The organism is Priestia sp. FSL P4-0332, assembly GCF_038005845.1.
Classification (GTDB): Bacteria; Bacillota; Bacilli; order Bacillales; family Bacillaceae_H; genus Priestia.
The window spans coordinates 72,105-96,779 of sequence record NZ_JBBOUA010000002.1; the positions used below are offsets into that span (position 1 = coordinate 72,105).

Annotated in this window: 23 protein-coding genes and 2 pseudogenes; 18 read left to right on the forward strand and 7 right to left on the reverse strand. The window is 35.4% G+C overall.

Features of this window, described 5'->3' with window-relative positions:
* Nucleotides 1–24 precede the first annotated feature (24 nt).
* Nucleotides 25–1,467, forward strand: coding sequence for an aspartate ammonia-lyase (aspA, locus tag MKY06_RS27250; RefSeq protein WP_055991739.1), 1,443 nt, complete (start codon nucleotides 25–27; stop codon nucleotides 1,465–1,467).
* 416 nt (nucleotides 1,468–1,883) lie between these two features.
* Here aspA and MKY06_RS27255 read toward each other — a convergent pair whose 3' ends face one another.
* Nucleotides 1,884–2,195, reverse strand: coding sequence for a hypothetical protein (locus tag MKY06_RS27255; RefSeq protein WP_053488495.1), 312 nt, complete (start codon nucleotides 2,193–2,195; stop codon nucleotides 1,884–1,886).
* A gap of 327 nt (nucleotides 2,196–2,522) precedes the next feature.
* Between MKY06_RS27255 and MKY06_RS27260 the strand changes: the two genes are divergently transcribed.
* The 3 genes from MKY06_RS27260 (at nucleotide 2,523) to MKY06_RS27270 (ending at nucleotide 5,614) form a co-directional block, all read left to right on the forward strand.
* A complete protein-coding gene (locus MKY06_RS27260; protein ID WP_055991742.1) occupies nucleotides 2,523–3,620 on the forward strand; it encodes a YsnF/AvaK domain-containing protein in 1,098 nt (365 codons plus the stop codon).
* Between the two features lie 333 nt (nucleotides 3,621–3,953).
* Nucleotides 3,954–4,124, forward strand: a complete 171-nt coding sequence (locus tag MKY06_RS27265; RefSeq protein ID WP_164798540.1) for a hypothetical protein — start codon at nucleotides 3,954–3,956, stop codon at nucleotides 4,122–4,124.
* A gap of 713 nt (nucleotides 4,125–4,837) precedes the next feature.
* The gene (locus MKY06_RS27270) at nucleotides 4,838–5,614 is read left to right on the forward strand and encodes a hypothetical protein (RefSeq protein WP_053488497.1); all 777 of its coding nucleotides are present in this window, start codon (nucleotides 4,838–4,840) and stop codon (nucleotides 5,612–5,614) included.
* Nucleotides 5,615–5,701: 87 nt separating this feature from the next.
* Here the strand turns inward: MKY06_RS27270 and MKY06_RS27275 are convergent, their stop codons facing one another.
* The gene (locus MKY06_RS27275; protein ID WP_053488498.1) at nucleotides 5,702–5,926 is read right to left on the reverse strand and encodes a hypothetical protein; all 225 of its coding nucleotides are present in this window, start codon (nucleotides 5,924–5,926) and stop codon (nucleotides 5,702–5,704) included.
* Nucleotides 5,927–6,058: 132 nt separating this feature from the next.
* Here MKY06_RS27275 and MKY06_RS27280 point away from each other — a divergent pair, with 132 nt between their 5' ends.
* The 4 genes from MKY06_RS27280 to MKY06_RS27295 all read left to right on the forward strand — a co-directional run bounded on the left by MKY06_RS27280 (nucleotide 6,059) and on the right by MKY06_RS27295 (nucleotide 11,348).
* A complete protein-coding gene (locus MKY06_RS27280) occupies nucleotides 6,059–7,681 on the forward strand; it encodes a spore germination protein (RefSeq protein WP_338789682.1) in 1,623 nt (540 codons plus the stop codon).
* Nucleotides 7,671–8,900: a Ger(x)C family spore germination protein gene (locus MKY06_RS27285; RefSeq protein WP_272812576.1), complete on the forward strand. Its 1,230-nt coding sequence runs from the start codon at nucleotides 7,671–7,673 to the stop codon at nucleotides 8,898–8,900. Before MKY06_RS27280 ends, MKY06_RS27285 begins: the two co-directional genes overlap by 11 nt.
* 21 nt (nucleotides 8,901–8,921) lie before the next feature.
* Nucleotides 8,922–10,034: a GerAB/ArcD/ProY family transporter gene (locus MKY06_RS27290; RefSeq protein ID WP_053488501.1), complete on the forward strand. Its 1,113-nt coding sequence runs from the start codon at nucleotides 8,922–8,924 to the stop codon at nucleotides 10,032–10,034.
* Between the two features lie 213 nt (nucleotides 10,035–10,247).
* Nucleotides 10,248–11,348: a GerAB/ArcD/ProY family transporter gene (locus tag MKY06_RS27295; protein ID WP_053488502.1), complete on the forward strand. Its 1,101-nt coding sequence runs from the start codon at nucleotides 10,248–10,250 to the stop codon at nucleotides 11,346–11,348.
* A 366-nt stretch (nucleotides 11,349–11,714) separates the two neighbouring features.
* On the opposite strand, the pseudogene MKY06_RS27300 reads toward MKY06_RS27295, so the two are convergent.
* A pseudogene (locus MKY06_RS27300) lies at nucleotides 11,715–11,870 on the reverse strand (GMP reductase); the annotation flags it as partial.
* Between the two features lie 119 nt (nucleotides 11,871–11,989).
* Between MKY06_RS27300 and MKY06_RS27305 the strand changes: the two are divergent.
* The 6 genes from MKY06_RS27305 (at nucleotide 11,990) to MKY06_RS27330 (ending at nucleotide 16,148) form a co-directional block, all read left to right on the forward strand.
* Nucleotides 11,990–13,216: an L-lactate MFS transporter gene (locus MKY06_RS27305; protein ID WP_053488504.1), complete on the forward strand. Its 1,227-nt coding sequence runs from the start codon at nucleotides 11,990–11,992 to the stop codon at nucleotides 13,214–13,216.
* Nucleotides 13,217–13,456: 240 nt separating this feature from the next.
* Complete coding sequence (locus MKY06_RS27310; protein WP_053488505.1) at nucleotides 13,457–13,990, forward strand: GNAT family N-acetyltransferase; 534 nt, start codon at nucleotides 13,457–13,459, stop codon at nucleotides 13,988–13,990.
* 151 nt (nucleotides 13,991–14,141) lie between these two features.
* The gene (locus tag MKY06_RS27315) at nucleotides 14,142–14,708 is read left to right on the forward strand and encodes a nucleotidyltransferase domain-containing protein (protein WP_194758457.1); all 567 of its coding nucleotides are present in this window, start codon (nucleotides 14,142–14,144) and stop codon (nucleotides 14,706–14,708) included.
* A 65-nt stretch (nucleotides 14,709–14,773) separates the two neighbouring features.
* A complete protein-coding gene (locus tag MKY06_RS27320; protein WP_194758456.1) occupies nucleotides 14,774–15,295 on the forward strand; it encodes a GrpB family protein in 522 nt (173 codons plus the stop codon).
* Nucleotides 15,292–15,702: a GNAT family N-acetyltransferase gene (locus MKY06_RS27325; RefSeq protein ID WP_053488508.1), complete on the forward strand. Its 411-nt coding sequence runs from the start codon at nucleotides 15,292–15,294 to the stop codon at nucleotides 15,700–15,702. The genes MKY06_RS27320 and MKY06_RS27325 overlap by 4 nt, the downstream gene beginning before the upstream one ends.
* 104 nt (nucleotides 15,703–15,806) lie before the next feature.
* Nucleotides 15,807–16,148 (forward strand): inorganic diphosphatase, encoded by a 342-nt coding sequence (locus tag MKY06_RS27330; protein ID WP_053488509.1) that lies wholly within the window; start codon nucleotides 15,807–15,809, stop codon nucleotides 16,146–16,148.
* Nucleotides 16,149–16,849: 701 nt separating this feature from the next.
* On the opposite strand, the gene MKY06_RS27335 is transcribed toward MKY06_RS27330, so the two are convergent.
* The gene (locus tag MKY06_RS27335) at nucleotides 16,850–17,161 is read right to left on the reverse strand and encodes a hypothetical protein (protein ID WP_194758455.1); all 312 of its coding nucleotides are present in this window, start codon (nucleotides 17,159–17,161) and stop codon (nucleotides 16,850–16,852) included.
* 166 nt (nucleotides 17,162–17,327) lie between these two features.
* A complete protein-coding gene (locus MKY06_RS27340; RefSeq protein WP_194758454.1) occupies nucleotides 17,328–17,666 on the reverse strand; it encodes a hypothetical protein in 339 nt (112 codons plus the stop codon).
* Nucleotides 17,667–17,860: 194 nt separating this feature from the next.
* Between MKY06_RS27340 and MKY06_RS27345 the strand changes: the two genes are divergently transcribed.
* The 4 genes and pseudogenes from MKY06_RS27345 (at nucleotide 17,861) to MKY06_RS27360 (ending at nucleotide 22,241) form a co-directional block, all read left to right on the forward strand.
* Nucleotides 17,861–18,052 (forward strand): hypothetical protein, encoded by a 192-nt coding sequence (locus tag MKY06_RS27345; protein ID WP_088568260.1) that lies wholly within the window; start codon nucleotides 17,861–17,863, stop codon nucleotides 18,050–18,052.
* 667 nt (nucleotides 18,053–18,719) lie between these two features.
* Nucleotides 18,720–19,604: pseudogene (locus MKY06_RS27350) on the forward strand (reverse transcriptase N-terminal domain-containing protein); the annotation flags it as partial.
* Nucleotides 19,605–20,134: 530 nt separating this feature from the next.
* The gene (gene ltrA, locus MKY06_RS27355) at nucleotides 20,135–21,379 is read left to right on the forward strand and encodes a group II intron reverse transcriptase/maturase (RefSeq protein ID WP_194758491.1); all 1,245 of its coding nucleotides are present in this window, start codon (nucleotides 20,135–20,137) and stop codon (nucleotides 21,377–21,379) included.
* 166 nt (nucleotides 21,380–21,545) lie between these two features.
* Complete coding sequence (locus tag MKY06_RS27360; protein ID WP_340961938.1) at nucleotides 21,546–22,241, forward strand: group II intron maturase-specific domain-containing protein; 696 nt, start codon at nucleotides 21,546–21,548, stop codon at nucleotides 22,239–22,241.
* A gap of 456 nt (nucleotides 22,242–22,697) precedes the next feature.
* Here MKY06_RS27360 and MKY06_RS27365 read toward each other — a convergent pair whose 3' ends face one another.
* Both MKY06_RS27365 and MKY06_RS27370 read right to left on the reverse strand, forming a co-directional pair.
* Entirely contained in the window at nucleotides 22,698–23,261 is a 564-nt protein-coding gene (locus MKY06_RS27365; RefSeq protein WP_194758436.1) for an MEDS domain-containing protein, read from the reverse strand.
* Nucleotides 23,262–23,738: 477 nt separating this feature from the next.
* A complete protein-coding gene (locus MKY06_RS27370; protein WP_172737984.1) occupies nucleotides 23,739–24,572 on the reverse strand; it encodes an STAS domain-containing protein in 834 nt (277 codons plus the stop codon).
* Between the last annotated feature and the right edge of the window lie 103 nt (nucleotides 24,573–24,675).

Here is a 24,675-nt window from a genome sequence, read left to right on the forward strand (position 1 = left end):
TATGTAAAGAAGGAGATCAATATTATGGCAAATATAGAAATACCAGAAAAACAAAATGTAAGAATTGAAAAAGATTTCTTAGGAACAAAAGAAGTTCCTACTTATGCTTATTATGGGATTCAAACTTTACGTGCAGTTGAAAACTTCCCAATAACAGGATATCAAATTCACCCAGAGCTTATTAAAGCATTAGGAATCGTTAAAAAGGCTGCTGCTCTTGCTAATATGGATGTTAAACGCTTATATGAAGGTTTAGGAAGTGTAATTGTTAAAGCAGCAGATGAAGTTATTGAAGGAAAAAAAGATGAGTATTTCATTGTTGATCCAATACAGGGTGGTGCCGGTACTTCAATAAATATGAATACAAATGAGGTTATTGCAAATCGGGCTTTAGAATTGCTTGGTCATCCAAAAGGATCCTATTCGGAATTAAGTCCAAATAGTCATGTGAATATGTCGCAATCTACAAATGATGTATTCCCAACAGCGATTCATATAGCAACGCTCAATTTATTAGAAAAGCTCTTAAAAACGATGAGCGAGATGCAATCCGTATTTCAAGAAAAAGCCCAACAATTTGACCACATTATAAAAATGGGACGTACTCACTTACAAGATGCTGTTCCAATCAGACTTGGTCAAGAGTTTGAAGCTTATAGTCGTGTTTTAGAGCGTGATATGAAACGTATTAAACAATCATTTGACCACTTATATGAAGTCAACATGGGAGCCACAGCCGTAGGAACAGGTTTAAACGCAGATCCTCGTTATATTGAATGTGTTGTGAGACATCTAGCTCATATTAGTGAGTTACCATTACGAGGTGCCGACCATCTTGTTGATGCTACTCAGAATACCGATGCTTATACAGAAGTCTCTGCTAGCTTAAAAGTTTGCATGATTAATATGTCTAAAATTGCGAATGATATCCGATTAATGGCATCTGGCCCTCGTGCAGGATTAGCTGAACTTATTTTACCAGCTCGTCAACCTGGTTCATCCATTATGCCTGGAAAGGTCAATCCTGTCATGCCTGAAATGATTAATCAAGTAGCTTTTCAAGTTATAGGTAATGATCATACAATTTGTCTGGCATCAGAGGCAGGTCAACTTGAACTAAATGTGATGGAGCCTGTTCTTGTGTTTAACTTGCTTCAGTCAATCAGTATTATGAATAACGCATTCCATGTCTTCACAAACCATTGTCTAAGAGGCATTGAAGCAAATGAGGGACGTTTAAAAGAGTATGTAGAAAAAAGTGTAGGGATTATTACAGCCGTAAATCCCCATATCGGATATGAAGTAGCAGCACGAATTGCTAGAGAGGCTATTTTAAATGGAAAGTCGGTACGAGAACTATGTTTGCAATATGACGTGTTGACTGAGGAGGAACTTGAATTAATTTTGAATCCCTATGAAATGACGAACCCAGGTATATCTGGCAGCTCTCTTTTTGACAGAAATTAATTTTTAAAAGCGTACTCCATATTAAGTTTATCGTATAAGCCACCTACTTTGGATATCCCTAGGTGGCTTATTTTCTGTATACACATCAAAAAATACCACCTAAATGCTTTTCTTCATGCCACACTCTCGACATTCACGTAGAAAAATGCCACCTTTTACAGAACTTTTGAAGTAGGATGAATTGCAGTGATCGCATCTTCCACTCACCTTATCCGGGTATTCGACATAGTCATACACTTTATCAAGATCGATTTCTTGCTACTCTTTCTCTTCTATATAGTAAGAAAGCAGTCCTTGAATAGTTAAAGGACTGCTTTTTTACTTTATTCTATGACTAAGCTAACTCTTTCTTCTTCGTTCTCATGTGAAAAATAATTTTAAATCTGTATAGCAGAAAGGAATTTATAGAAAAACTGTTAGGATTTATTTTCTTTAAATATGATTTTTCTTTTCTCCTGTTTAATCCGTTTTAACCGTAGTTCTATCTTTTTATCTAACGCTCTATACAGTATTTCGCTAGTTGCGCATATTAAAAATAAGATTAGAGTAATAATTGCAGCCTGTGGTACATGAAAATAGAAACAAAGTACGACTACAAGTAGGGACATAACGTAAATGGAGTTGGTTACCCATCTTCTACTTCTATGAGCTTCTAGGTTTCTCTCAAGTAATTCTTTTTGCCCTTCTTCTTTTTTTGTATCTTTTAAATGATGGTATGTAGAATTCATCGCTTTTTCTCCCCCATGAAAACTAATTGTAAATTATCTCTGTATTAAATATCCTATATGTTTCAATTAAGGAAAAATATGAGGTTTTTCCTTTTTCATATTATATACGAACGAATGTTCTTTTTCAATAAAAACTCTAAAGTTTTCCCGATTATTGGCTATTGCCTCTACTTCATCTTTCTACATTTTATAATTCAAGGGTCATTTACATAGTCATCCGTATCAAGTTTTAAATAGAAACCCACTGGGTACATGATATACACAATAAGGATGGAATAAAATGTGAAAAGAAGTTTTCGTTTAATTAAAATTTAAGGAGATGAAAAAATGAGAACGAGAAAACGAGTTGCAGGGACTTTTCATTCGAAGCAAGAAGCGATCCATGCAATTAAGGGGTTAAAATGTCAAGGATATCGTGAAACAGATATATTGGTAGTAGCAAAGGATAGAAGTAAAACACTACAGTTAGGAGCCGAAACACATGTAATGATAGAAGCTGGAACGCCAGCTGTAAGTTCATTGGCAGGCGTGATGGTCGATAGCTTTCTTACCATGATGACAGGTGGAATGGCTACTACACAACCTGATGGTCTAACTTCAAAACTTGTTAGAATGGGTATTCAAAGTTTTACTGCAAAACAGTGTGAAAGGGATGTAAAGGAAGGGAAAATCCTTGTCCTAATTGATGTGGATGAATCTCAAACAATTCCTTCATATACTACAGTTAGGGAGTCGCCATACGAGACAGAGGGGCATAGGTCAGTGCAACTTCGTGAAGAGCAACTCGAGGTAAGGAAAGAACGTGTTCAAACTGGGGAAGTACAACTTCGTAAGGAAATTGTAGAAGAACTACGAACTATCCAGGTTCCGGTTATGCGTGAGGAAGTCTACGTAGAACGTCGACCGATTATAGACGGTGAGTATGATGGTAGCCCATTGACAGAGAACGAGATCATTCGTATTCCTATTATGGAGGAGCAAATTGAAGTAACTAAGAGAGCTGCGGTTGTGGAAGAAGTGATCATTGGTAAGCGTAAAATTCAAGAGATTAAAGAGATGAAGGATACTGTCCGAAAGGAAAAAGCACAAATTGAACAGTCAGAGCTTCCTGTGGTTCATGAACTTGCTGACTCTGAAATCTATCAGAACATGGATAATCACGTTGATCAAAGTTATCAAGAAGTTGCTGCTGCAATTGCCTCTGATGCTCCAAAAGAGGAAAAAGTTAAACTTTCACCCAACAAGAAACAAGAAGCTCAACTTAAAGTGACAACTTCTCCTGTTATTAAAGAGATTGAAGAGATTGAAAAGGTTACAGCCTCAGTAAACAATCAGAAACCAGAAAGTCAAATTAAAGACACGGATATTACGACTTCTGAAAAAGGGAAAAACAATGAGAAATCAACAAACAAGCAAAAGAAATAAGTATATCTCCTCTATAGTTTATAATAGAGGGAATAATTGAGAAGATTTAAGGAAGGGCTGCCTAGCTGTATTGGCAGCTTTTTTTATTTCCCTTTAAATTAACATAAGTAATGTTCCTAAAATCAAAAAAGAACCAAAATAACTCATTAAAATGAGCATAACCAGGCAATAAAATAAAAGAAATGACTTTCATTACTGGGGGTCATTTCTTTTATTCCTAAAAGTCTTGGAGATTATATCAAATTCCAACAGGCATTCTCACTAAATTCTAGAAATATTACTTATCAAAATAACGTATAAATATTTCCAATTATGATAAAAGAAGGTGATTAAATGGAACGAAAGAAATTTATTGAACACATTGATAAGTTAATAGAACAATCTGATGCGTGGAGAAAGGATGCGGAGAAAAGAGAAGACTGGAACAGTGCATGTTTTTACCAAGGCGAGGTCAAAGCTTATGAGAGAGTAAAGAGATTGGTTAATCAACAGTTACATGCATAAATAAAAATTACAACCCTAACTCAGAAATGAGTAGGGTTGTAATTTTTATTTTTCTAGTTTCCATAAGTTTGATTATAGGAAGTAGACTTTTCAATCTATTACTTTGCTAAAAACGTTCGTAAAACTACATGTATTTTAAAGAACGTTCGTAAATTATTTTTAAATTTAAACGAACGTCGAGAATGATAAATTTTTTATACAAACTCAAAGTCCGTAAAAGTATACTTTTATGAACGATATATTTTGTGTTATTGTTAAATTTATACAAATAATCCTATTTTAAATTTGGGTTTAAATATTATATCTATAATTGCATAAAAAAACCTATTCCCTGGTGCTGTGATGTGGGAATAGGCTCAATGAGTTAAGATGACATTTCGAAAAATCTCCAATTAACATGCCTTTTTTATTTTACAACAAATCAAAGTAGAAAACGATTACATTTTTGTTTTAAACACAAAAAATTCGTAGCTTAGAAAGGATGGCGGACTCGTTGGAGTTTGGTTTCAAGAACCAATATGCACGCGTATATTATTTTTCCTTTATCAATTCCCCTATCCCTATTTACATAATAAAAAGAAAAGTTACTGATAAAGGATCAGTAGCTTTTCTTTTTATTATGTATCTTATCAGATTCAGCTCCATCCGTATATAAATCCCATTATTATACATAATAATAAACAAATATACTTTCTTAAAAGGGGCTTTCGATAGTGAATAGAGAACAAGTCATTGATATTTATCAAGATGTTCTAGAAAAGAAAAGAAAACGTTTTCCTAACTATTTCTTTGTAGGTAATGAAGGAAAAAAATATATGCGCTATATGACATGCTATCTACTTGAGCAACGATTATCGATTCCTATTCACGAGATTCCTCTACAGGTAACGGCAGGCACTTTATGGTCTAACCGTCTTAAACCACCTGCTATGCTTTATGAATGGAATTATTACGAAGTCATTGATAACGCTTATCCAGGAAGATTTAAAGCTTGGCAGTTTCAACAAGTTCCTGATAAATATTGGGATGGAGACGAAGGAAAAAAACGAGCTATTGAAGCAGTAAAGTACGTAATAGAGGAAAAACTAAAAATCCCTCTTAAAGAGATTCCTATTCAGGTTAATATTCACTTTTTTAGTCAACATAGTCTGAGAGGTGTCTTTTCCCTGTTCGGCCAATCCCCTTTTCAAGTAGTAGAGGCTGTTTATCCTGGAGTCTTTAAACCTTGGCAATTTGCTCATGTTCCCATGAATTGTTGGAAAAATGAAGAATACGTTCGGGAGGCAATGGTCGATTTTTTATTCAGACAGCTTCATTTCTCTTCTTATGAGGAGGCTTTTCTCAAATTAAAAGGAAGTCATTTCACCGATTTTCAGTTAACTGGTCTCTTTCAAATGGCGTTTGATTCCAGAATGAACAATGTGAAGGAGTGGATAAAAAACCAATTAATGAATATAGACAATGAATTATCTTATGTGAATCTTGATTAATAAAAGAACCAATTGAAACGAATAGCCTGAACTACATCTCTATTATTTCCATTTCCTTTTTTCAAAAAGCGATTTATAAGTATGCAGTTACTTGCTTTGATTCCTCTTCTTTATAAAAAGATACGCAGATTCAGCAAAAAAAAGAAAAAGAAGAAAAAAGAGCACAAATAATTCGGCAACTTCCATTACTCGAAAAGGACTCACGGCGTTGTACAACGCCTGAGAAACATCAAATCCTTGAAGAATATCAATGCCTAAAGAAAATCCCATTAAGCATCCCATCATTAAAAGGCTAATACCTATGATTTTCATATCAATCACGCTCCATTTAATAGGTTTTTCTTTTTCTTCTATGATGATACATAAATATTTATTGTTAATTTTTACATAAAAAGTTTCTATATGGTTAAATTAATAAAAATTTAAAGAAGGGTGCTTAAATCTATGCCTTCGTTTTTTAAAGATCGCAAACCAAAAAAGAAACGATCACAGGGTGAAGAGAATCAAACTCCTGATCATCAAATAGAACGGATACAAGTTTCATTATCAGACAACCTTAACATGATTAAGCAGAAAACCGGAAATAGTTCAGATGTCGTTATTCGTGAGATAAAAATGGGAGGGGATTCCGACATAAAAACAGCGATTGTCTATGTAGATGGAATTGTAGACAATCAGTCGATTCAAGAGTATTTACTGCAATCTATGATGAAGGATGATCATAAAGAAGAATTAAATCAGTACAATGCGATAGACCTACTTTCTAAAGATATAATGACAATTGGAAATATATCTTCCGTCACTAACTTGGATGACCTTTTTGCATCTTTAATGGCAGGCGATACTCTTATTTTAATAGACGGAGTAGACCGAGCACTGAGTGCTAGCACCAAAGGTGGAGAAAAACGTTCCATTTCGGAATCAACTACCCAAATGGTGGTAAGAGGGCCAAAAGGAGCATTTACCGAGTCTCTTGGGACCAATACAGCTATGGTACGCCGCATCATTAAAACCCCTGATTTATGGATGGAGTCTTTAAAAGTGGGACGCGTAACAAAGACAGATGTGACATTTATGTACATACATGGCATTGCCAATGATAAAGTCGTTAAAGAGATTCGTCAGCGATTGAAGCGAATTGATATTGATAGCATTTTGGAATCAGGTTATATTGAACAACTAATAGAGGATCAAACATTCACCCCTTTTCCCACTATCTACAATACGGAAAGACCTGATGTTGTAGCTGGAAACTTGTTAGAAGGGCGGATTGCTATATTTGTGGATGGAACCCCCTTTGTACTGATTGCGCCTGCTTTGTTCATGCAATTCTTCCAATCGGCTGAAGATTATTATGCGCGTTTTGACATTGCAACTTCAATTCGTCTTTTACGTATTTTTATGTTTATGATTTCGCTTATTGCGCCTGCTACTTATGTCGCTGTTACAACCTTCCATCAGGAAATGGTGCCAACTACGCTCATTGTAGCTATTGCGGCACAAAGGGAAGCAGTTCCTTTTCCAGCATTCGTGGAAGCTTTACTCATGGAATTAACTTTTGAAATTTTACGGGAAGCAGGGATACGCTTACCCAAAGCCATTGGTTCAGCCGTATCCATTGTCGGGGCCCTTGTAATTGGCCAAGCAGCCGTTCAAGCAAGTATTGTGTCACCAGCAATGGTTATTATTGTATCAATCACAGCCATTGCGAGTTTTGCCACACCATCTTTTGATATGGCGATTTCGGCCCGTTTAATTCGTTTTTTGTTTATGATTGGTGCAGCAACATTTGGTTTCTACGGCATTATTCTGTGCCTTCTAATGATGGTTGTTCATCTATGCAGTTTACGTTCTTTTGGGGTACCCTACATGGCTCCATTTGCTCCCTTCATCCCTGTAAACAATGGAGATACCGTTATAAGATTACCGTGGTGGACACTGAGACAAAGACCGCGATTAATTACTACTAATACGGTTCGAGAAGGGGGAAATCAAAACCCGCATCCTCCTGCATCTCGTGGTATGGTTAATCGGGACCTTGAAGAAGGTGACAATAATGAAGCGTAAAGCAGTTTTTCTTTTATTGATGATGACAATGACGTTCTTGCTCACAAGTTGTTGGAGTAAAAAGGAGTTAACTGACCTTGCCATCGTGGCAGCTCTGGGCGTCGATAAAACAAAAGATGGAAGATATCACATAACGCTCCAAATTATTAATCCAGGGAATGTGGCAGGAGGTATGCAAGGAGGTGGTGGTGGTACCCAGAGCCCTCCTATTACCATTTATTCAGCTTCAGGAGACAATGTAGTCGAAGCAAGTAGACGGGCTTCGGGCAGAATTTCTCGACGATTGTATTATGCTCATACAAACTTGGTCGTGGTTGGTGAAAAACTGGCCAAAGAAGAAGGAATTAATACATTAGTGGATGCGTTTGATCGAGATCCAGAATTTCGAAATACTTCCACCCTCGTGATTGCCAACCATTCGTCCGCAGCTGATCTTGTGAAAACGTTAACACCAGTTGATAAGATTCCAGCGAATAAAGTGCTAAAAACCTTAGAATTTACGGAAAGAAAATGGGGAGAGGATGTAAAAACATCGCTTCAAGAGGTGATGAAGAGCCTTGAATCTCCCGGAAGAGGAACTGTCGTATCAGGATTTCGTCTAGATGGGAATCCCCAGCAAGCACAAAAGCTGGATAACCTTCAAGAAAGTGCACCTGGAGCGACGCTTCGAGCTTCGGGAATTGCTGTTTTAAAACAGGGAAAATTGGTAGATTGGCTGTATGGAAAACCAGCAAGAGGAACGGTATGGATTCTCGATAAAATCCAAGGAACCGATATTAATATTGATTGGGAAGGAAGGAAAGAAGCTATTGCTTATCAAGCTGTACGCCAAAAAACAAGTGTGTCGGCTCAAGTAAAAAATGGACAACCTCATATTTCTGTTCATACGCGTGTTGAAGGAGACATCAGTGAAATGGAGGTACCTGTTGATATCACCAATCCAAAGATCATTACAAAAATCGAACAATCCGTGAGGAAAGAAATTAAACAAGAGCTAAAGACAGCTATTGAACGTGCGCAAAAAAACAAAACGGATATTTTGGGATTTGGCGAAGTAGTTCATCGTACTAGACCAAATCAATTTAAGAAATTAAAAACGGAATGGAATGATGTATACTTTCCGAAGTTAGATGTAGATATTACGGTGGAAGCCTATGTACGTCGCGCCGGCTTACGAAACAAATCGTTTCTTTCAGGTTTAAAAGAAAATCAAAAGTAAGGAAAAGGAGGTGCCAGTTAAATGGAGAAAGCAAAAATTAGTGCCAGTCAGCTCTTTATTTTAATGGTACTATTTGAGCTGGGGAGTGCTTTACTGGTACCTCTTGCAATAGATGCAAAACAAGATGCGTGGCTTGCGATTCTGCTTGGAATGGTATTCAGTTTCGTTTTATTATTAGTCTATCATAGGCTTTATACCTATTATCCCGATCTTTTGCCTACAGAATATATGCAAAGGATTCTAGGAAAAGTACTTGGAACCGTACTAGCCTTTGTTTACATTCTTTATTTTATGTACGATGCCTCAAGAGTTCTACGCGATTTTGGTGAGATGCTGTTAACCTTTGCCTATCCGGACACACCTTTATTCATCGCGAATGCATTATTAATGCTTGTCATTATTTATACCATTAGAAAAGGAATTGAGGTCATAGCTCGATCAGGAGAACTGCTTTTTATTTTTATGTATGTTCTTGCGATTGCTGGTTTTATCTTAATTGTATCTTCTGGATTAATCGAGATAAAAAATTTACAACCTATTTTGGAAGAAGGTTTATTCCCTGTTCTAAAAGTGGTATTTACTCAAACGTTGTATTTTCCATTTACAGAAGTCATTGTATTTACGATGATCTTACCCTATTTAGACAACCCCAAGAAAGCAAAGGTAACTATGTTATGCGCAACAGGATTAAGTGGAATCAATTTAATTATTACCATGCTTATTAATGTCTGTGTACTCGGGGTTGATTTAACTGCACGTTCCCAATACCCACTTCTTAGTACAATTGAGAGCATCCAAGTAGCTAATTTTTTAGAACGTCTTGATGTATTTTTTATGCTCGCATTAATCATCACGATTTTCTTTAAAATCTGTGTATTATTTTACGCAGCTGTCGTAGGAACTGCTAGTTTATTTAAGATTAAATCCCCTTCACGATTATCATATCCTTTGGGGCTAATCATTCTCTTTTTGTCTATTACCATTGCGAGCAATCTTCAAGAGCATAACCATGAAGGACTAAAGGTGGCCATGTTTGTTATACATATTCCTCTTCTTGCAATTGTTCCTCCTTTTCTTCTTCTTGTTGCTTTCTTTAAAAACAGGAAGAAGCATGGAGAAAACACATTGAACTAGCTAATTTTCATATGTAATATTATCATTCTTGTTAAATTCTTTAGTAAAGTTCTTACCCGTGGAAAGAATACTTTTAGCCTAGAATTAACCTTAAAGCAAATCTACTATCTATTACATAATGTTCGAAAAATCGGAAGTGGTGAAAACAATAAAGAGTAATCCAAGAAAAGTAAAATATTCCCTTGAATATAGTTGAAAAGGAAGGCGTATTGAATGGAAAAAGCTAAAATTAGTGCCAGCCAGCTTTTTATCTTAATGGTTTTGTTTGAGCTGGGTACTACTTTATTGTTACCTATTGCCATGGACGCAAAACAAGACTCTTGGCTTGCGATTCTGCTTGGAACAGTATTCAGTTTTGTTCTGTTTCTAGTCTATAATAAACTTTACTCGTACTATCCAGATATTTTACCTACAGAGTACATGCAAAAAATCTTAGGTAAAGCAGTAGGAAGCGTACTGGCCTTTCTTTATATCTTTTATTTTATCTATAATGTAGCAAGGGTTCTACGTGATATCGGTGAGATGCTGTTAACCTTTGCTTATCCTGATACCCCTTTGTTCATTGCGAATGCTTTATTGATCCTTGTTATTATTTATACAGTTCGCAAAGGTATCGAAGTAATAGCCCGATCAGGAGAAATCTTTTTTATAATCATGTATATCCTAGCCATTACTGGCTTTATTCTGATTGTATGTTCGGGGTTAATCGATATTACGAACTTACAACCAGTACTTGAAGAAGGGATATTCCCACCCTTGAAAGTTGTTTTTACTCAAATCTTGTATTTTCCTTTTAGTGAAGCAATTGTGTTTACAATGATTTTACCGTATTTAAAAAACCCGAAGAAGGCCAAAGTGACCATGTTATGTGCATCAGGATTAGCTGGTATCAACTTGACTATTGCCATGCTTATTAACATTAGTGTACTTGGGGTTGATTTGACTGAACGTTCCCAATTCCCTCTTCTTAGTACCATACAGAGTATCCAGGTAGCAAACTTTTTAGAACGTCTTGATGTATTTTTTATGATTGCTTTAGTTACCGGTGGTTTCTTTAAGATAAGCGTGTTGCTTTATGCGGCTGTCATAGGGACGGCCAACTTATTTAAGATCAAATCATCTTCACGACTTTCATACCCTATAGGACTTATGATTCTATTTATGTCAATGACGATTTCTAGTAATTTTCAAGAACACATCCATGAAGGATTGGGGATAGAGATGTTTGTTTTGTATATTCCCCTTTCTGCGATCATTCCTCCTCTGCTGCTTCTTGTTGCTTTCTTGAAAAATAGAAAGGACCATAAGCAATAAAAGGTTTATTTGCATTATTCCCTTCAAATATGAGGTGGTTCTTACAATCTGTTAACCCCCTCTAAGACAAGGATTATTAGGGGGAATTTAAACTATTTGAGGTGATTTTTATGTATACCTGGTTTTATGATCATTTTGTTAACACTATCCTGTTTCCTCTTACTTGTATAGTGATGGTAGCCATCACGTTAAGTGCATATGCATACTTTAAATTGAGGAAAACAAGTAATCAATAGTCTGTAGGAAGTGTTGATTTTTAATATCGATCTTTCTTCCCCCTTTAAAAAAGCTAAATATGTTTAGTTTTACTTTTCGTCATATCATTAAGTAAAACTAAACATATTTTATTAAAAATAGTGTTATTGATTTTACTCCAACACTAATAGATGCGAATAAGCCACGTACTTTCATACCTTTAACAAAAGATAGTCTCTTCTCTGGTTGAAAACGATGCATTACATAAAAGTAACCGTTCTCGGATAGGTAAGCTGAAATTTTTTCATCTATAATAGTCTGCATATCTTCCACCTTATTTGGGATACAATAAAATTTGACCTATCGGGCGACATTTTATCGACACAAGAAGTAATAAAGAACTTACCTAGCTAGGAATATTCTATACAAAGATGGAGGAAGGTATTATGAAAGGAAAGGATATTCATCCTGGGTTTCTTATTCTAGGAACGATCATTGTCCAAATGGGACTAGGAACAATTTACACATGGAGCTTATTCAACCAGCCCTTAGTTAATAAATTCAATTGGGAGCTCAGTTCAGTAGCTATAACTTTCTCTATAACAAGTTTTGCCTTAGCTTTTGCTACTTTATTTGCAGGAAAGCTACAGGAAAAATGGGGAATTCGCAAATTAATCGCTTTATCTGGATTTATTCTTGGGCTAGGATTAATTCTTACTTCACAAGTTTCCACCTTACTAATGCTTTATTTACTGGCGGGTGTTATCGTAGGTTTTGCAGATGGCACGGCCTATATTACATCTTTATCTAATTTAATTAAATGGTTTCCTAATCGAAAAGGACTGATTTCTGGAGTTTCTGTATCTGCATATGGATTAGGGAGTTTAGTTTTCAAATACATAAATGCAACTCTGATTGATACTGTAGGCATTTCTCAAACCTTCTTCTATTGGGGCATAATCGTTGTGATAATGGTAGTTGGAGGCTCTCTACTTCTAAGAGAAGCTATTGTAGTGGAAACACCAATTAATGCGGAGAATGCAGAGAATAAACGAGATTATACAGTTAAAGAAATGTTAGCAACAAAAGAGGTTTATTTCCTTTTCATTATGTTCTTTACAGCATGTATGAGTGGTCTATATCTTATTAGCATTGTTAAAGACATAGGTGTTCAATTAGCTGGTTTAAATGTTGCCGTAGCTGCTAATGCAGTAGCTATGATTGCTATTTTTAATACAGTCGGTCGCCTCATACTTGGTTCACTATCTGATAAGGTTAGTCGTTTAAAAGTCATTGCCTCTACTTTTTTCATTACAGCTATAGCTGTTCTCACGCTGAGCTTTGTTCAGTTAAACTATGGGGTTTTCTTCATTTGTGTTGCAGCTATTGCCTTTTGTTTTGGTGGCAATATTACAGTGTTTCCTGCTATTGTGGGTGATTTTTTTGGTTTGAAAAACCATAGTAAAAACTATGGAATTGTTTATCAAGGCTTTGGCTTAGGTGCACTTGCTGGCTCTTTCATTGCAGCATTTCTAGGAGGATTCAAACCAACCTTTATTGTCATAGGAACTCTTTGCGTTCTTTCGCTCATCATAGCTATATTTATTAAACCACCTAATCATTCAAAAAGGGAAAATGAATTAGAAGATATCTCAAAGGCTAAATTAGTTTAATAATGATTCTAGGAAGTAAATAGAGCACACATCTGTTAATTGACAACGGATGTGTGCTTTTTCTTTTCATATAGCTATACTTTGTTGAACACTCCTTAAGCACCAATGGAGTGCTTTTTTAATTTGTTCTGGAAAAATCCATTGCGTAAAGTAAATTTTTTACAAACTAAAGGGTTTAAGACTTGCAAGCAAGAATTTTCCTTATAAGTAATCTTAAATTAGATGATAAGGAGGGAAAAAATGATAATAGGCGATGAAAAGTTTGGGATTCGAGAGCTTTTGGAATCGGATAAACTTTTTTTGGTAAAGTGGCTAAACGATCCTCTGATACTTCAATATTATGAAGGGCGTGACAACCCTCATGATACTGAAATGGTTAATCAAAATTTCTATCAACAAGAGGATAATGTTACGTGCTGCATCATAGAGTTTGAACAAAAAGCTATTGGTTATATTCAATTCTATCCCTTAGATTCTCAAGAGAAAAAAGAATATGGATATGACGACTTAGATGATATATATGGAACAGATCAGTTTATTGGGGAGATAGATTATTGGGACAAAGGAATTGGAACACGTTTAATGAAATTAATGATTGATCACCTAATGTATAAGAAGCATTCAGAAAAAATTGTACTGGACCCACAAGCATGGAACCAAAGAGCAATAGCATGTTATGAGAAATGTGGCTTTAAGAAGGTTAAATACCTTCCCAAGCATGAATATCATGAGGGGGAACTTAGAGACTGTTGGTTAATGGAGTATAGTAGATAGAGCGTATAGACTTAGTATTCTATGCGCTTTTTAATTACAATAATACGTCTTACGTTAAGTGAATTTTTTCTAGAGGAAGACAGACTCGTCCTCTAGAAAATAAAAAGAAAGTTTTTTTATTGGAATTCATTTTAAATTTGGAGGATTACATATGTCATTTGAAAAATGTAAGTACATTACCTCTCTTTTATATGATTTTGACAAACCTTGGTTTTTTGCTGGCGGTTGGGCTATTGATCTTTTTATTGGCAGGGAGACAAGAAACCACTCAGATATAGAAATTGCATTATACCGAAAAGACCAATTAGAAATAAAGGCCTATTTAAAAGAATGGGATTTTAAAAAGGTCGTTAAGGGTGAGTTCTACCTCTGGAAAAATGAATTCTTAGAGCTCCCTATTCATGAAATACATGCTTTCAATAATCGAAATAAAGATATTATGGAGATACTCCTTAATGAAACAACTGAAGGTAACTGGTTATTTAGAAGGAATTTTAAAATATCATATCCTCTCAATTCATTATGGAGTTACTCTAACGAAGGTATGCCATACTTAAATCCTGAAATTACTCTTTTATATAAAACAAAGAATACAAGGAAGAAAGATCACGATGATTTTATTACTGTTAAAGACTTTCTTAGTGAAAAACAAAAAGAATGGCTTAAGAATGCAATCATATTACAAGAGCCAAACCATAGATGGATTGATTTATTATAGTAATTGAAAAAGGATTGCTACTAAGGGTGAGCTGAAGGTATATCTCAAAACTGGGGGGCATTGGCATGTTAGGATTAGAACGTGGTTTAGTAAAACTCGAACCTTATAATGATAAATGGAGTAAGTTATTTGACGAAGAGAGGGAATTGTTATCTTCTCAATTAAAGGAACTTATTATGGCAATTGAACATATGGGAAGTACGTCTATTGAGGGCGTCTTCGCTAAACCGATCATTGATATTGCAATTGGTGTTAGTTCTTTGGATAAGGTTATAAAAATAAGAGAAAAAGTAAAGGGAATTGGATACTTTAAGGTTCCCGTAAGTATAGATGGCAAGCACGTATTTGCAAAGAATAAAGAAAATAAGATCACTCATTTTTTACATATAATGATATATAATCAGGGATTATGGAGGGATCAAATTTCCTTCAGAGATTATTTAAGGTCCTTTCCAGATGCAAAGATGGAGTATGTAAAACTAAAGGGAGAACTTGCAAATAAATATCCTAATGATGGTGTTTCATACACAAATGAAAAGAAGAAATTTGTGGACAACATATTAAAAAGGGAAAAGGAATTGGAATGAAAGAAATTACTTCTATTAGGATTGATCCAGCAATAAAAAGGCTGTTATCTTATGCGACTTCAGAAGAGAAAATTGATGAAGAATATAATAAATACATTTGTTCGCCAAACCGAAAATTATATAGTGGTGGAGTTAATGGAAAAATAATTAGTTGTATAGGAGTTGAAATTCTTAATTCCAGAGATGGTGTAATAAAACACATTGCTGTTTTACCAAAAGAAAGAGGAAGTGGAATGGGAAGTAGCATGATTAGATTTATCTGTAAGGAATATAATCTAAATTCGATTTCGGCTGAGACTGATAAAGATGCAGTATTGTTTTATGATAACTTTGGTTTTCGCATAACTAGCTTGGGTGAAAAGTATCCTGGAGTGGAACGCTTTTTATGTGAGCTTGATTTGAAATGAATTCTTTAAGGTGACTTAGTGCCAGTAATGTCTGTTATGGTAACTTGCAAATAATGATAGTAGTAAAACTAGGCATATTGATTTTTTAAAAGGAGGGATCCTTCTTGTTAGAAAATTACCTTGGTAAAGAGGTAGTTGTAAAAGTAGACAGACCTTTGGGGTCGAAGCATCCAACGTATAATTATATTTATCCTTTGAATTATGGTTACATCCCTGGAACAAAGGCTGCCGATGGCGAAGAGGTTGATGCTTATATATTAGGGGAAGCTCATTCTTTAGACCAATATAAAGGCATTGTAATAGGGATAGTACGCAGAAAAAACGATATAGAAGATAAGCTTATTGTATCTAATAAAAGCTTTTCTTTAGAAGAGATTAAACAAGCCGTACATTTTCAGGAGCAGTACTTTAATACTGAAATTATTATGAACAGAGGCTTCTTATAAGGAGTCTTTTTTTATTAATACCGATAAAATTATATAAGTAAACAAGAACTTACTTTTGTTCTTTTTATTGTTTTATCATTTACACTTAGTGACTGTACGCATGTACATATATAAAATATAGTGCTGAGTTATAATTTGTCCAATCAAAAGGTAAGCAAAATAAAAAGCCACCCAGTATTTGCAGGACAGGTGGCTTTTTACTATAAAATGCATGTGCAGATACATAATATCACATTTTTTCCATATATACTATATTTTTCCTTACGAGCATATGTATAAAAGGTGCACTTCTTATACATTAGTTTCTCAACCACCTACTGAGAAAGCGTTGATAAATCAAGGATGTATAAAAAGCTGCATACTCCGGAAAAAGAACCCTTGTCAGAGTCCTTCTGCCATACGGGTTCTTTTTGTGGTGTCTTCCGGAAAGAGGTATTATGTTAACTTGTTTTGTATATGGTATGCAGTTCTATTATGTACGAGTCTTAAAGTAGTTTCGGATCTTTAAACAATATTGTAAATACTCATTGCAATAATAGTTTGGACCACTGAAATGATACTTAGCTGTATAAAAGAACTATTTCTTTTAGTAATATACGTATCGTATAAAATATTGACAATAAAGAAGCAAATGAGGCCTATAATAGTTTCGATTATAAACATTTTTCTACCCCTCCATTTTTAAATATTCACCATTAGATTTAACTGACTTCTACCTCCATATAACGGATACCAAAAAAGGTGTAATATATAACGCGATAATTTTTTATTGATTTTTGTTTCACACTGTTCCAATCGTGTCCATTCGGTTTCGCTTGATAAGCTTGCACCATAAATTTATCTAGTGGTCTAAGTGACCATTTTCTGAAATCCCCTTCAAGTTGTGCTACCTTTTTCTCTTCTTCTGGTGAACTTAAATAGCGTGCTTCATTACTTGTTACTCTCGGTATACTGATAGCTAAAATAATAATAACCCCAATGAAGATGACCCAATTCAACAAGCGTTTTTCCATCTTGGATATTTCTCCCTTTTTTATTTCATTATATTATATCTATCTATATACGACTAATATATTATGTCAATTAAATTAGTAAAGCTTCTTCGTCATATCTGTGCCGATAAATGACATTATGGTAACTAAGATTTTATAAGGTATGTACAGTCTTTATTAGGATTAATTACAACAAGAATCGATTGTGTAGATATCTTATAATTAGCAATCCTATATAAACAATAAGAACTGAAAAGAAAAAGGGGATTTTAAAGAAATAAATGTCACTTACATTTTCTAACATACCAAAGCTAATGGTAAACTTATGGGGATAGTCCACTGCATAATCTCCGTAAATTCTCATTAAATCTTGTTGAGCAAATGGAAAAGGATAACCAAACATTGCTACGCTTAGCTCTTCGCGTTCATCAATAGTAACTGGCATGAGGATAGAAATAAGAACTAAAAATACGCTTACAAACAAGAGATACAGCCATATAAATAGTCTATCTAGTAACTTACTCATTATTTTTGACCCCCTATCACCTTTGGCAGTTCCTTATAAAATGATATATAGGATCATTAAATTCTATTCATGTGTTTTGCTTCTGATAATATGGATTATGGTAACTGGATTGGTATATTATATTCATTCTGAATCAATACATAAATTTTGATATAATGTAATTATTAGGTAAGTGATAGTTAGGAGTGCTGTATTTGCATTTAAATTATATTGGGATGTTAGTAGGACTAATAATAGCTTTAATAAATATTTTTGATCCCCAATTTGAAGGGTTTATGCGTTGGGTTATTGTTAGTGTTGGATTATTAGCATGTATACTTCATTTAAAAATAATTTTAGGGAAAAAACGTAATAAAGCAGTTAAGGAAAATGGAACAAGGAGTTAAAAGTTAGAAAAAGGATTATCTATGGGACATAAAGTTCCCTTTGTGGTACCTAGAAATGGTTTTATGGTGCGACAAGAAGTCGCTTTCTTACAGTGTAGCTAACGCTACTCATCTAGACGCAGAGATGATCTCCATCCGAAACGGCATTCTTGGTAACGAGTCTGTCGGTTGCATGAGGAAATGTGGAAACAGAGGACAAATGCATGGTCCGGAATACTGCTAGGAGAAGATAGGTATGGTAAACGAAAGTGAAGGTTTATAAGCTTCGTCACAGTTAGCTCAAGATAATGCATATTCTTGCTTGGGTCTTGGTAAGAGGAAAAGTAGAATCATAAAGCTACTCTAATGCGTCCCGCATCTTGCCCGGAGTAAAGAACCTGCCTACCCCCATCGAATCTGGAGGAAGTGAAACTTGGTAAGCCCTACGTCATCTGCATAAGCAGTAGGATGACTGCAAAGTCAAACAATGTGACAGAGGGTATGGGATATGAGAAAAAGCTAAGGCCGTTACCCTGAAAAGGAACAGGAAAGCAGAATCATTGTATAACTGGACGGATACTGTCGGCTTTACAGACAAGGACAGGCTCGAAAGAGCGCCCACTTCTCATTGGTCTTCAACACGAAAATAAATTTGTGGCTATCTTCTAACGAAAAGGAGCGTGCTGTTATGAATACCTCTCTACGAGCGTCGGCGCACGTCTCGCATAAAGATTGGTACTCTATTGATTGGAGTATGATACAAAAATATGTAGCGAAGTTACGACAAAGAATTTATCGTGCCGAACAACAAAATCAACAAAGAAAAGTAAGGAAACTTCAACGTTTACTCCTTCGGAGTAAAGCAAATCTACTGCTTTCTATTCGCAGAGTAACACAACAAAATAACGGTAAGCGAACACCCGGTGTAGATGGCTATACTGCCTCAAAACCAAATGAACGTATCAATCTGTACAAACAACTAGTTCAATGCAATGTCTTTCGACATCGTCCAAAACCAGCAAAAAGAACATTTATTCCGAAGAAAAACGGAAAGCTACGACCTTTGGGCATTCCTACGATACGAGATCGAGTCTATCAAAACGTATTAAAAAACGCACTCGAACCCCAATGGGAGTTTAAGTTTGAGCCCACTTCCTATGGTTTTCGTCCTAAACGAAGTACACACGATGCTATAAGTAATCTTTTTAATAAGCTTAACACCAATAGTAAGAAAAAGTGGGTGTTTGAGGGAGATTTCTTAGGATGTTTCGATCATCTTAACCATAATTGGATAATGGAACAAACATCTATGTTTCCGGGGAGCACTCTCATTAAAAGGTGGCTTAATATGGGATACATAGAGCAGGATATGCTTCGTATGACAACAGAAGGAACCCCTCAAGGGGGAATTGTGTCTCCCCTTCTAGCTAATATCGCCTTATGTGGTATGGAAGAAGAGATTGGTATTGTTTATAAAAAGACTTACAAACCAAACGGAGGATACGCAATTGATCCAAAATGTAAGATAGGGCGTGTTCTCTACGCAGATGATTGTGTGCCACGAAAGCAAACACTAAGTGCTTGAAAAGCACTCTAGCAAGCTATGCTGCACTTAAGATGAGAGAAGGCCTCTCGCAATCGCTATACAGGTAGAGGTTGCAAACCACCCTAAGGTGCTATAGTCAAAAGCTATGGTATTGAGCGTTAGGGAAAAGGCAGAGCAAGACTCTGTCAGGTGTGTATTAAGGAGACGAAAGCCATTGAACCACTGACGAAGTATCGAAAGCGTATTGACGTCATCAAAACTGAGGGGGAGTCGTTAACTTAGGATAAGTTCGGAGGAAACCTGTTTACTGTCCGTTCGGTGACCGGTATAAAGGTGGCGTGAACTTAATATAGGCTTTAGTGTGGAACGTGGGAACCTACGACATGGATGCTAAGGGAGAGATTACAAGTGGAAGCCCCACAAGAATCAGAGTACCAATGCCATGTATAGGGGCGGAATAACTCGTAGTAGCAAGGAAGTCTCCTAACGGAGATGGAGCAAAGGGGTTATGTTATTCGGTTTTATTAACAAGTCAACCATCTAAGTGGGAGGAACTTATGGATAAAACAAAGCCATATGCTATATCAAAAAAGGTAGTTTATGAAGCCTTTCTAAGAGTAAAAGCGAACAAAGGGTCAGCAGGAATTGATGAAGAATCAATAGAAGAATTCGAAATGAATCTAAAGGATAATCTCTATAAACTATGGAACAGGATGTCCTCAGGAAGTTATTTTCCTCCGGCAGTTAAAGCTGTAGAAACACCGAAGAAAACTGGAGGTACGAGAGTATTAGGTATCCCAACAGTTACGGATAGAATTGCACAAATGGTGGTGAAATTGTATTTCGAACCTTCTGTGGAACCATTCTTCCATGAGGACTCCTATGGGTATAGACCTAGGAAAAGTGCTATTCAAGCAATAGAGATTACTCGCAAGAGGTGTTGGAAATATAACTGGGTTCTAGAATTCGATATAAAAGGTTTATTTGACAACATTGACCATCAGTTACTGATGAGAGCAGTAGAAAAGCATACCAAAACAAAATGGGTAAAGTTATACATCGAAAGATGGTTAAAGGCACCTTTTCACACGAAAGAAGGTGTAAAAGAGCGTACATCTGGCACGCCTCAAGGTGGAATTATAAGTCCAGTATTAGCAAATTTATTTCTTCATTACACGTTTGATAAATGGATGTCTATTAATCATCTAAACAATCCGTTCGCTAGGTATGCGGATGACGCAGTCATCCACTGTAGGACAGAAAGTGAAGCAAGAAAGCTGCTTAAATCCCTAAATAGGAGAATGAATGACTGTAAGCTTGAGCTACATCCAACTAAAACCAGAATTGTATACTGTAAGGATGAGGATAGAAAAGGAAACTATGAAACCATAGCGTTTGATTTTCTAGGGTATACGTTCAGACCAAGACTGGTAAAGAACAGATGGGGAAAACACTTTGTGGGCTTTACACCTGCCATTAGTAATAAATCTAAGAAATCAATTCGGCAAAACGTAAGGGAATGGAAACTACAATTAAAAGCAGAAAAGGACCTTACGGACCTATCAAATATGTTTAACTCAAAAATTAGAGGTTGGATTAATTACTATGGGAAATTCTACAAATCCGAGATGTACTCAACATTAAGGCATGTTAATAAAGCCTTAATTATGTGGGCAAGAAAGAAATATAAAAGGCTCACACGCCATAAGAAAAAGGCAGAATACTTTTTGGGTAGAATTGCAAAACAGAATCCCAGACTTTTTAAACACTGGGAATTAGGCATCAAGCCTACGGCTGAATAATGGGAGCCGGATGAGCTGAGAGGTTCACGTCCGGTTCTGAGAGGGGCTGCTGGGGAGGTTCCAGTGGTCTACTTGCCTCGTCATCGTAACGGAAACGAAGGAACAAGCTGAAAGTATGTATGGGAAACTCACCCCTTACCTACGAAAACGAGGAATTACACTTAGCATGGATAAAACTAGAGTTACACATATTGAGGGCGGGTTTGATTTTCTTGGCTTCTCGCTGCGTCAATACAATACGGGACAAGGAAAGAAGTTATTTATCAAACCTAGCAGAGACAGCATTAAAAAGGCTAGAAACAAGATAAAAGATACGTTCTCTGTGATGAGAGGACGACCAGTAAAAGAACTAATACGTGTTTTAAACCCGATTATTCGTGGCTACGGCCAGTATTGGAAACATGTCGTATCTAAAAAGACTTACAGCTATATGGACAATTATATTTTCCTAAAAGTGAGAAAACATCTTAAACAACTGCATCCAAAGAAGTCGAGAAAATGGATTAGCAAGCGTTATTTTAAGAAGCCCCACCACGGTGGAAATAATAAATGGATTCTCACATGTCCACTTACTAACATTCAATTGTTAAAGATGTCCTGGATTAAGATAGAACGACATGTCATGGTAGCCTACAAAAACAGCCCAGATGATCCGAGTCTAAAAGAGTATTGGGAAAAACGAGACCGTAAGGTCTTTAACAATGAAAATACATTCGATAGGATGAAACTTGCAAGAAAACAAGGATATCGTTGTGCATTGTGTAAGCAGACTCTACAAAATGGAGAAAAAGTTACAGTGCGAAACCTAGAGGTTTCTACAGGTCAATTTGCTAAATTAGTACATGTACCATGTATTAAATAAGTTGTTCGGATAAAAAGAAGGCTTGAGCCGTATGACGGGAAATCTGTCACGTGCGGTTCTTAGGGGGGCGGGCGCTCGTGAGAGTGCCTGCCTACCCGACTTAAGTAAATAGTAAAGTATTTATTGAAAATAATTAGTTTAACCATTTACTCTTACTGACGACAAAGAGGGCGATTTTTCTACATGATTCATTTACATAATATAACTTACCTAACTTTATAAATTAGTATGGATACTCTCTGTTAGGCAACTTACTCTCCTCCATTTCTATACCCTCAATAGCTTTATTAGTAAATATTAACCTATTATTTGGACTTAAAAACCTAATATTCTTCTAAAAAATCACTCTTTTAGAGTGACTTAAATTACACAAATGTTAATGTATTCTTAACCTGTAAGAAAGCAAGTAAAAAAACGCTTAAATAATTTTTTAAGCGTTTTTTTTATTATTTTACATTATTTAGCTGGTCGATATTGTTCGGAGACGATGAAATCATCTTCTACTAGGATATATGGATGTGTTTCCAACAAAATCGTTTTCAGATATTCTGGCATTCGCTCACCTTTGTACGCGCAGATTAACGGAAACGATAGCTGATTTACAGCCTCATCCACTATTTTTTCAAAATCTTCTATTAGATGTAAAGGATCTTTCATAGTGGTCCACTCTACATGTGCCCATGATCTAAAAGAGATTTTATTTTCTACATAAGGTTGTATCATTTTATTAAAGTAACTCTCGATTGAGGGAGGATGATAACTCCCACTTGAATAATAAAAATCAAAGTTATTTATACAGTGTACCAGTTTCATTTGATCTTTTGTTAATAGCGTGTCCAGTTGTTTTTTTATGAGGGGATAAATACGGTCATTTTCAATAAGAATAATGTAGTCTCCAGCGTAAATACCGTCTTTTATGTAATCTACAACTTGGTTAATGTAATTTTCCATTTTATTATAGGAATACAGTACATGAACATTCTTTTGATCTTTAAACAACTGATTTATTTTATTTTTCAAAAAATCATCCTTTCTCTTTGTACCCCTTAATTATATTAGTGTTCTTTGTATGGAGTAAATAGTGGATTTTTTAGTGAATTGAGCAAGATAAAATTAAACAATTATATTATTTCTATTCGATTTTGAAAAGGTGTATTACTTTCCCAATAAACGAACAAAAAATCTACCTCATTTTACAACCATTGGATGGATTGAGGTAGATTTTTTCTGAAATATTTTATAGAATATGCTGATCAATAAATCCTAACATATTTTTATAACAGGGACATTTCAGACAAGTTACAGCATATGTATAAAAGGCTGCATAATTATAATTTAGTTATAAGTATTGATTTATTGCGTGATTCACAAAGAGAATTGGCTGGGAATTTAATGATTAAATGCGTATTCAGATCTTATACTTTTTACGCTAAATGTAAAGAGGCGGGGTAATTTTACAAACTTTTTTATAGTGACCGTTATATATAATAAGTTACTCTATCCTGCTGATTCAATAAGAGAGTTTGTATATGTCACAGCTTGATGCAGACTAGAGAACGTTTTAATACTATTCATTTCTATTCCTAAATTGACCATAGTTTGAGCTATTTCTGGACGGATACCACTAAGAACAACGTTGATTCCTATTAGTCTCAAAGCTGCGATGACTTTAAAAACCTGGTCCGCGACCATGGTGTCAATAATAGGGACAGCTGACAAGTCAATAATGAGCAATTTTAAATGATACTCACTACCTTTTGTTAATGCATTTTCCATCAAAATTTGTGCTCTTTTTGTATCTAGATCTCCTACTAGAGGGAGGATGCCAATTTCTTCAGTCATACGAACAATAGGTACGGAAAGCTCATCAATAGCATATTGGGCATGTTTAATTTTATTCGTATAATCTTGGATGTAAGATTTACTCAACCATTGTGCAGAATGGTCTACAATCATGTTAAAATGCGAAATAATCTCATAGAAAGCGTTAAGAGAGAAATTTTTATCATCTGCTTCTTCCCTAATAATTTCTCCAATCGTATACCTATAAAAGCTAATTTCGTTTAAGGCTACTTCTAATGGCAGTTCGAGATCCACTAATAAGTTAGAAACGTCTTGGCCCCATTCGGAGATCACTTCAGCAGCACTATCTTTGTCTAAATCGATCGAGTCAGCATAAACTGTCAGAAGGTTGCTGCGAAATGCTGTCAAGTCTGTGCCAGTTCTATGAATATTGGTAAAATCTTGTCTTTTTCTTTCAACAAGTTCTTTCCTACGTTTAATAATACTTTCTTTTATAGGCTGTAAATACTCATTTTTTTTAAGCTGCATATCATCTATCTCCTTTCGTTTTATTTATATAAAGAGATAAAACACCTAACATTTATTCTTATTTAAATAAAAAAAGCACTCTAACTTTTATAAGTTAGAGTGC

Excerpts from the sequence above, each read along its gene's own strand:
- MKY06_RS27370 (WP_172737984.1), bottom strand. The coding sequence starts at position 24,572 with ATGCAGCTTAAAAAAAATGAGTATTTACAGCCTATAAAAGAAAGTATT.
- MKY06_RS27295 (WP_053488502.1), top strand. The coding sequence starts at position 10,248 with ATGGAAAAAGCTAAAATTAGTGCCAGCCAGCTTTTTATCTTAATGGTT.
- MKY06_RS27340 (WP_194758454.1), bottom strand. The coding sequence starts at position 17,666 with ATGAGTAAGTTACTAGATAGACTATTTATATGGCTGTATCTCTTGTTT.
- ltrA (WP_194758491.1), top strand. The coding sequence starts at position 20,135 with ATGGATAAAACAAAGCCATATGCTATATCAAAAAAGGTAGTTTATGAA.
- MKY06_RS27320 (WP_194758456.1), top strand. The coding sequence starts at position 14,774 with ATGTTAGGATTAGAACGTGGTTTAGTAAAACTCGAACCTTATAATGAT.
- MKY06_RS27360 (WP_340961938.1), top strand. The coding sequence starts at position 21,546 with ATGGATAAAACTAGAGTTACACATATTGAGGGCGGGTTTGATTTTCTT.
- MKY06_RS27265 (WP_164798540.1), top strand. The coding sequence starts at position 3,954 with ATGGAACGAAAGAAATTTATTGAACACATTGATAAGTTAATAGAACAA.
- MKY06_RS27310 (WP_053488505.1), top strand. The coding sequence starts at position 13,457 with ATGATAATAGGCGATGAAAAGTTTGGGATTCGAGAGCTTTTGGAATCG.
- MKY06_RS27315 (WP_194758457.1), top strand. The coding sequence starts at position 14,142 with ATGTCATTTGAAAAATGTAAGTACATTACCTCTCTTTTATATGATTTT.
- MKY06_RS27335 (WP_194758455.1), bottom strand. The coding sequence starts at position 17,161 with ATGGAAAAACGCTTGTTGAATTGGGTCATCTTCATTGGGGTTATTATT.
- MKY06_RS27290 (WP_053488501.1), top strand. The coding sequence starts at position 8,922 with ATGGAGAAAGCAAAAATTAGTGCCAGTCAGCTCTTTATTTTAATGGTA.
- aspA (WP_055991739.1), top strand. The coding sequence starts at position 25 with ATGGCAAATATAGAAATACCAGAAAAACAAAATGTAAGAATTGAAAAA.
- MKY06_RS27280 (WP_338789682.1), top strand. The coding sequence starts at position 6,059 with ATGCCTTCGTTTTTTAAAGATCGCAAACCAAAAAAGAAACGATCACAG.
- MKY06_RS27260 (WP_055991742.1), top strand. The coding sequence starts at position 2,523 with ATGAGAACGAGAAAACGAGTTGCAGGGACTTTTCATTCGAAGCAAGAA.
- MKY06_RS27275 (WP_053488498.1), bottom strand. The coding sequence starts at position 5,926 with ATGAAAATCATAGGTATTAGCCTTTTAATGATGGGATGCTTAATGGGA.
- MKY06_RS27255 (WP_053488495.1), bottom strand. The coding sequence starts at position 2,195 with ATGAATTCTACATACCATCATTTAAAAGATACAAAAAAAGAAGAAGGG.
- MKY06_RS27285 (WP_272812576.1), top strand. The coding sequence starts at position 7,671 with ATGAAGCGTAAAGCAGTTTTTCTTTTATTGATGATGACAATGACGTTC.
- MKY06_RS27325 (WP_053488508.1), top strand. The coding sequence starts at position 15,292 with ATGAAAGAAATTACTTCTATTAGGATTGATCCAGCAATAAAAAGGCTG.
- MKY06_RS27305 (WP_053488504.1), top strand. The coding sequence starts at position 11,990 with ATGAAAGGAAAGGATATTCATCCTGGGTTTCTTATTCTAGGAACGATC.